At 74.3% G+C, this 5,321-nt stretch carries 6 protein-coding genes; 4 read left to right on the top strand and 2 right to left on the bottom strand.

The window, feature by feature from the left end:
- Positions 1-18 precede the first annotated feature (18 nt).
- Positions 19-1,665: an exodeoxyribonuclease VII large subunit gene (gene xseA, locus AX737_RS25855; RefSeq protein WP_066926450.1), complete on the top strand. Its 1,647-nt coding sequence runs from the start codon at positions 19-21 to the stop codon at positions 1,663-1,665.
- Between the two features lie 43 nt (positions 1,666-1,708).
- Positions 1,709-1,897, top strand: coding sequence for a hypothetical protein (locus AX737_RS25850; RefSeq protein ID WP_066926446.1), 189 nt, complete (start codon positions 1,709-1,711; stop codon positions 1,895-1,897).
- A 13-nt stretch (positions 1,898-1,910) separates the two neighbouring features.
- On the opposite strand, the gene AX737_RS25845 is transcribed toward AX737_RS25850, so the two are convergent.
- The gene (locus AX737_RS25845) at positions 1,911-2,696 is read right to left on the bottom strand and encodes a GNAT family N-acetyltransferase (protein ID WP_066926444.1); all 786 of its coding nucleotides are present in this window, start codon (positions 2,694-2,696) and stop codon (positions 1,911-1,913) included.
- 221 nt (positions 2,697-2,917) lie between these two features.
- On the opposite strand from AX737_RS25845, the gene AX737_RS25840 reads away from it, so the two are divergent.
- Complete coding sequence (locus AX737_RS25840) at positions 2,918-3,145, top strand: DUF4170 domain-containing protein (RefSeq protein ID WP_066926442.1); 228 nt, start codon at positions 2,918-2,920, stop codon at positions 3,143-3,145.
- 188 nt (positions 3,146-3,333) lie between these two features.
- On the top strand, positions 3,334-4,281 hold the full coding sequence (locus tag AX737_RS25835; protein ID WP_066926440.1) for a ribose-phosphate pyrophosphokinase: 948 nt from the start codon (positions 3,334-3,336) through the stop codon (positions 4,279-4,281).
- 106 nt (positions 4,282-4,387) lie between these two features.
- Here AX737_RS25835 and AX737_RS25830 read toward each other — a convergent pair whose 3' ends face one another.
- Entirely contained in the window at positions 4,388-5,164 is a 777-nt protein-coding gene (locus AX737_RS25830; protein ID WP_066926448.1) for an aldolase, read from the bottom strand.
- Positions 5,165-5,321 lie beyond the last annotated feature (157 nt).

Here is a 5,321-nt window from a genome sequence, read left to right as displayed (position 1 = left end):
GAACCCACCGCCACCGACGTGCCCTCCGCGCGGGTGCTCGCCGCCAACCAGCCCGAATGGTCGGTCGGCGACCTCGCCGCGGCGCTCAAGCGCACCCTGGAGGACGCCTTCGGCCATGTCCGCCTGCGCGGCGAGATCTCGGGCTATCGCGGCCAGCACGGCTCGGGCCATGCCTACTTCTCCCTCAAGGACGGGCAGGCGCGCATCGACGCGGTGGTCTGGAAGGGCGTGTTCGGGCGCCTGCGCCAGAAGCCGCAGGAGGGGCTGGAGGTGGTCGCCACCGGGCGCATCACCACCTTTGCCGGCAAGTCGTCGTACCAGATCGTGGTCGAGAGCCTGGAGCCGGCGGGCCTGGGCGCCTGGATGGCGCTCCTGGAGGAGCGCAAGCGGGTTCTGGCGGCCGAAGGGCTGTTCGACCCCGCGCACAGGAAGCCGATCCCCTACCTCCCCCGGGTCGTCGGTGTCGTCACCTCGCCGACCGGCGCCGTGATCCGCGACATCCTGCACCGGCTGGCGGACCGCTTCCCCCGCCCCGTGCTGGTCTGGCCGGTGCGGGTGCAGGGCGAGGGCGCGGCCGAGGAGGTCGCGGCCGCGATCCGCGGCTTCAACGCGCTGGCGCCCAATGGTCCGATCCCGCGGCCCGACGTGCTGATCGTCGCCCGCGGCGGCGGCTCGATCGAGGATCTCTGGTCCTTCAACGAGGAATGCGTGGTCCGCGCCGCCCACGAGAGCCGGATCCCGCTGATCTCGGCGGTCGGCCACGAGACCGACACCACGCTGATCGACTACGTCTCCGACCGCCGCGCACCGACGCCCACGGGGGCGGCCGAGATGGCGGTGCCGATGCGCGCAGAGCTCGTCGCGACCGTGCACGATCTCGGCGGGCGCAACCACGGCGCTGTGCTGCGCCGGCTCGACCGCGACCGCGCGGACCTCCGGGCGGCGGCCCGCGCGATTCCCCCCGCCGACGCCTTCCTGGCGGGCAAGCGCCAGCGCCTCGACCTCGCCGAGGCCCGCCTCGCGCCGGCGCTGGCCGCGGGCGCGCGCGGCCACCGCCAGCGCCTGCAGGCGCTGCTCGACCGGCTGGCGCGGCGCTCGCCCGACGTGGCGCTCGCCAACGCCCGCGCGCGCCTCGCCCGCATCGACCACCGGCCGCGGACGGCCGTGCGCAACGACCTGCTGCGCAAGGGCGAGCATCTCGGTCAGCTCGGCCGCCGCCTCGTCGTCGCCCGCGAGGCCACGATCGAGCGGGCCCGGGCACTTGAGGCGCGCCGGGCGGACCGGCTCGCCGCGGTTCTGGCCCGGCTCACCCAAGCCGGCGCCCGCACGGTCGAGCGCCGCCGCGACCGGCTCGCCGCGCTGGGCGGGCTCCTCGGCTCGCTGAGCTACCGGGCGGTGCTGGAGCGCGGCTACGTGCTGGTGCGCGACGCGGACGGTGCGCCCCTGCGCCGCGCCGCGGACGCCGCCCGCGCGCCCGGCCTCAGCCTGCAATTCGCGGACGGCACCGTGCGGGCGCGGCCGGAGGGCGCGGAGGCCGGGCCCCCTGCCCCATTCTCCGTCCTGCCCGAGCCCGACAAGGCCCCGCGCCGCGCGCCGCGCCGGGCCGCGGCCCGCGGCAAGCCCGCCGAGCCGGAGGCGCAGCAGGCCTCGCTGTTCGAGGCGTGAGGGCCGTAACGGCGGATTCACCGGCGCCCGTCAGACTCAGGGCATGACCACCGTCGCCGCGCAGGCCACCCAGATGCTCGCCGCCGCCTTCTCCCAGCAGATGGGGGTGGCGGTGGCGCGCCAGCAGATCACGGCCGATCGCGCGGTGGCCGAGCTGGTCGCCGGCGCGATCCAGTCCGCCGCGCCCCCTGCCCCGCCCGGCCAGGGCCGTGTCGTCGATACCCGCGTCTAGGCCGTCGCGACCCTCACGCCCTCCTCCGGCTGCCCGCTTCGGAGGCCGCGTCGGCCCTCGGCGCGCGTCGATAATGGTAGCGTGATACCTCCCGGTCGAAGCCGAGTCCCGCGTAGAGCGCCCGGGCCGGCGGGTTGTCGGCCACCACCTGAAGGCAGGCGGCGGTCGCACCCCGGGACCGGCCCCAGCGCATCAGCGCCGACACGACGCGCCGGCCGTATCCCCGCCCGCGGCAGGCCTCTTCCGTCGCCACCGACTCGATCACCACCAGATCCCCGTCGAGCACGCCGTAGGCCTGCGCGGCGATCGCCCCGTCCAGCCGCAGGGCCGCGCAGGCGCGCGGCAGCAGGATCGCGGCGTGCATCGCCCGGTAGACGCGCTCCGCCTCCGGATCGGACCGGTTGATCGCGGCGCGGAAGGCCAGCCACGCCGCGTCCGGCGCCTCGGCGAGGCTCACCCGATCCGCGCTCTCGGCGAGCCCCGCGAGGTCGGCCACGAGCGTCAGCGAGGCGCCCTCGGCCGCGTAGCCCCGGCGGGCCAACTCGGGGTCGAGTTCCGGCGCGAGCGAGACGATCCGGAACAGGGCCGGCCGGCCCAGCCCGCGGAAGACCGCCTCGCAGGCCGCGATTGCCGCCGCCGGGGCCGCGCGGGGGCCGCGCAGCGGGTTGACCGCGTTCGTCCGTCGGGTCGGGCCGCCGGCCGCCCGCAGCAGCCAGCCCTCGAGATGCGCCTCGCGCGGCGCCGGCCACGCGTTGCGGCAGGCCTCCTCCACGCGCCAGGCCAGATCCGCCTCGTCCATCGCCGCCCCCCTCCGTCCCGTTCCGCCGCCCGACGCCGTGACCGTCCCCGCCGCCGAAGCCCGATCCGATCCGGCCGCCGCACCCGCTTACCCGTGCCGGCCACGCCATCGGGGTTGACGCGCGTGCCGCGGTTTGCGACCGCCTGCCGCGGCACGCCTCATGCCTCACGCCGTGCGCGGCGGGCGCGGCCCCAGGCAGGTGCCCCCGAGCAGGAGCCCCCATGACCACCACGATCGACAGCGACCAGAAGCTCCACCTCGTCTTCGGCGGCGAGCTGTCGGAGCTCGAAGGCGTCCGCTTCAAGGACGTGAAGGGCCTCGACATCGTCGGCATCTTCCCCGACTACGCCTCCGCCCAGGTCGCCTGGAAGGCCAAGGCCCAGGCCACCGTCGACAGCGCGCAGACCCGCTACTTCATCGTCCACCTGCACCGCCTGCTGGAGCCGTAGGACGTATTCCATGCGTCAGGCGCATGCGGTGAACGAGAACGTTGTGACGGCAGCACGCCGCTGGTAAGAGCCGAGCCGTTCCGGCCGGGGCTCGCGCCCGTCCGGCGAGCGTCGTGTCGGGCGGCGGGTCAGGTATTCGCGAAGGCGTCCCGGAGGGATGCGCGGTGGACGCAAGTGAGGCTACGGACATGAAGTCCTCGATCAAGATCATCGCCGGCAACGCGAGCCGGCCCTTGGCCGAGGCGATCGCCGCCTACCTCGAACTGCCGCTGGCCAAGTGCATGGTCCGGCGCTTCGCCGACATGGAGATCTTCGTCGAGCTGCAGGAGAACGTGCGCGGCGAGGACGTGTTCATCGTCCAATCGACCGCCTTCCCGGCCAACGACCACCTGATGGAACTGCTGATCATGATCGACGCCGCGCGCCGGTCCTCGGCCCGGCGCATCACGGCGGTGATCCCCTATTTCGGCTACGCCCGGCAGGATCGGCGCACCTCGGGCCGCACGCCGATCTCGGCCAAGCTCGTGGCCAACCTGATCACCCGGGCCGGCGCCGACCGCGTGCTGACGCTCGACCTCCATGCCGGCCAGATCCAGGGCTTCTTCGACATCCCGACCGACAACCTGTTCGCCGCCCCCGTGATGGTGCGCGACATCAAGGAGCGGGCGGGCTCGATCCACGAGCGCATGGTGGTCTCGCCCGACGTCGGCGGCGTGGTGCGGGCCCGCGCCATCGCCAAGCGCATCGACGCCTCGCTCGCCATCGTCGACAAGCGCCGCGAGCGCGCGGGCGAGTCGGAGGTGATGAACATCATCGGCGACGTCGAGGGCCGTTCCTGCATCCTCGTGGACGACATCGTCGATTCCGGCGGCACGCTGGTCAACGCGGCGGAAGCGCTGCTCAACGCCGGCGCCAAGGAGGTCTCGGCCTACATCACGCACGGGGTGCTCTCGGGCGGCGCGGTCTCGCGCATCGCCGCCTCGCGGATGAAGGAACTCGTCATCACCGACTCGATCCAGCCGACGCAAGCCGTCAAGCTCGCCCGCAACATCCGCGTGGTGACGATCGCCCCGCTGCTCGGCGAGGCGATCGGGCGCACGGCGACCGAGTCGAGCGTGTCGAGCCTGTTCGACTAGCGGGGCGCCGCTGCCCTTGAGCCGTTCCCGATCGCGAACGGCTCAAGGTCTTCGGCTTGGCGCGCTCTCTTACGCCGAACCGGCGTCCACTTCGGCAGCGTGCGTTCTAGTGCGAAAAGTCCGGCTCCTCGCGGGCGAGGCGCCGCCGGATGCTCTCCAGGTGCAGGCGCGCGCTCTCGGCGTCGCCCGCGCGCATCTGCGCGGCGGTGCGGGCGGCGATGTCGGGCGGCACCGGCACCAGCGGGCGCCCGCTGCCCATCGCCTTCAGCTGCACCTCGGCGGCGCGCTCCAGGTAGTAGAGGTCGTCCCAGGCTTCGGCCACCGTCGGGCCGGTGACGACGACCCCGTGGTTGCGCAGGAACACCACGTCGGCCTCCCCGAGCGTCGCGGCGATGCGGTCGCCCTCGCTGTCGTCCAGGGCGAGGCCGTTATAGGCCTCGTCCACCGCGACCCGGCCGTAGAACTTCAGCGCGGTCTGGCCGGCGAAGGCCAGGGGCTCACCCGCGACCATGCTGAGCGCGGTGGCGTTCGGCATGTGGGTGTGGAAGGCGGCGCGCGCCCGCGGCAGGCGGGCGTGCAGCCGGGCGTGGATGAAGAAGGCTGTGGCCTCCGGCCGCCCCTCCCCCTCCAGCACGTGCCCGTCGAGGGAGCAGACGAGCAGGTCCGAGGCGCGGATCTCCGCGAAGGCGAGGCCGTAGGGGTTGACCACGAACAGGTCGTCGCGTCCCGGCACCACGGCCGAGAAGTGGTTGCAGATCCCCTCCTCCAGCCCGTAGCGGGCCGCCATCCGGAAGCAGGCGGCGAGGTCGGTCCGGGTCCGCGCCAGCCCGGCGCGGTCGATGCCGTCGAGGCCGGGACGGGCGGTGGCGCCGAGCGCGCGCAGTTCGTGGGCCACGGCGATGTCTCCTCGATCCCGGCTCGCTGGCCGTGCGGGCGCGCGTGCGATGCCGCGCGCCGCGGAGGAAACAGGCCTTCGGGGCTTCGCGCAAGCGGCCCGCCCCGCGCCCGGCGATTTCCGGTGCCGACGACCACGAATCGTC

Origin of the sequence: Methylobacterium sp. CCH5-D2 (genome assembly GCF_001556475.1) — a bacterium.
Classification (GTDB): Bacteria; Pseudomonadota; Alphaproteobacteria; order Rhizobiales; family Beijerinckiaceae; genus Methylobacterium; species Methylobacterium hispanicum.
The sequence above is the reverse complement of the archived record's forward strand: the minus strand, read 5'-3'. Positions and strand labels throughout refer to the sequence as shown.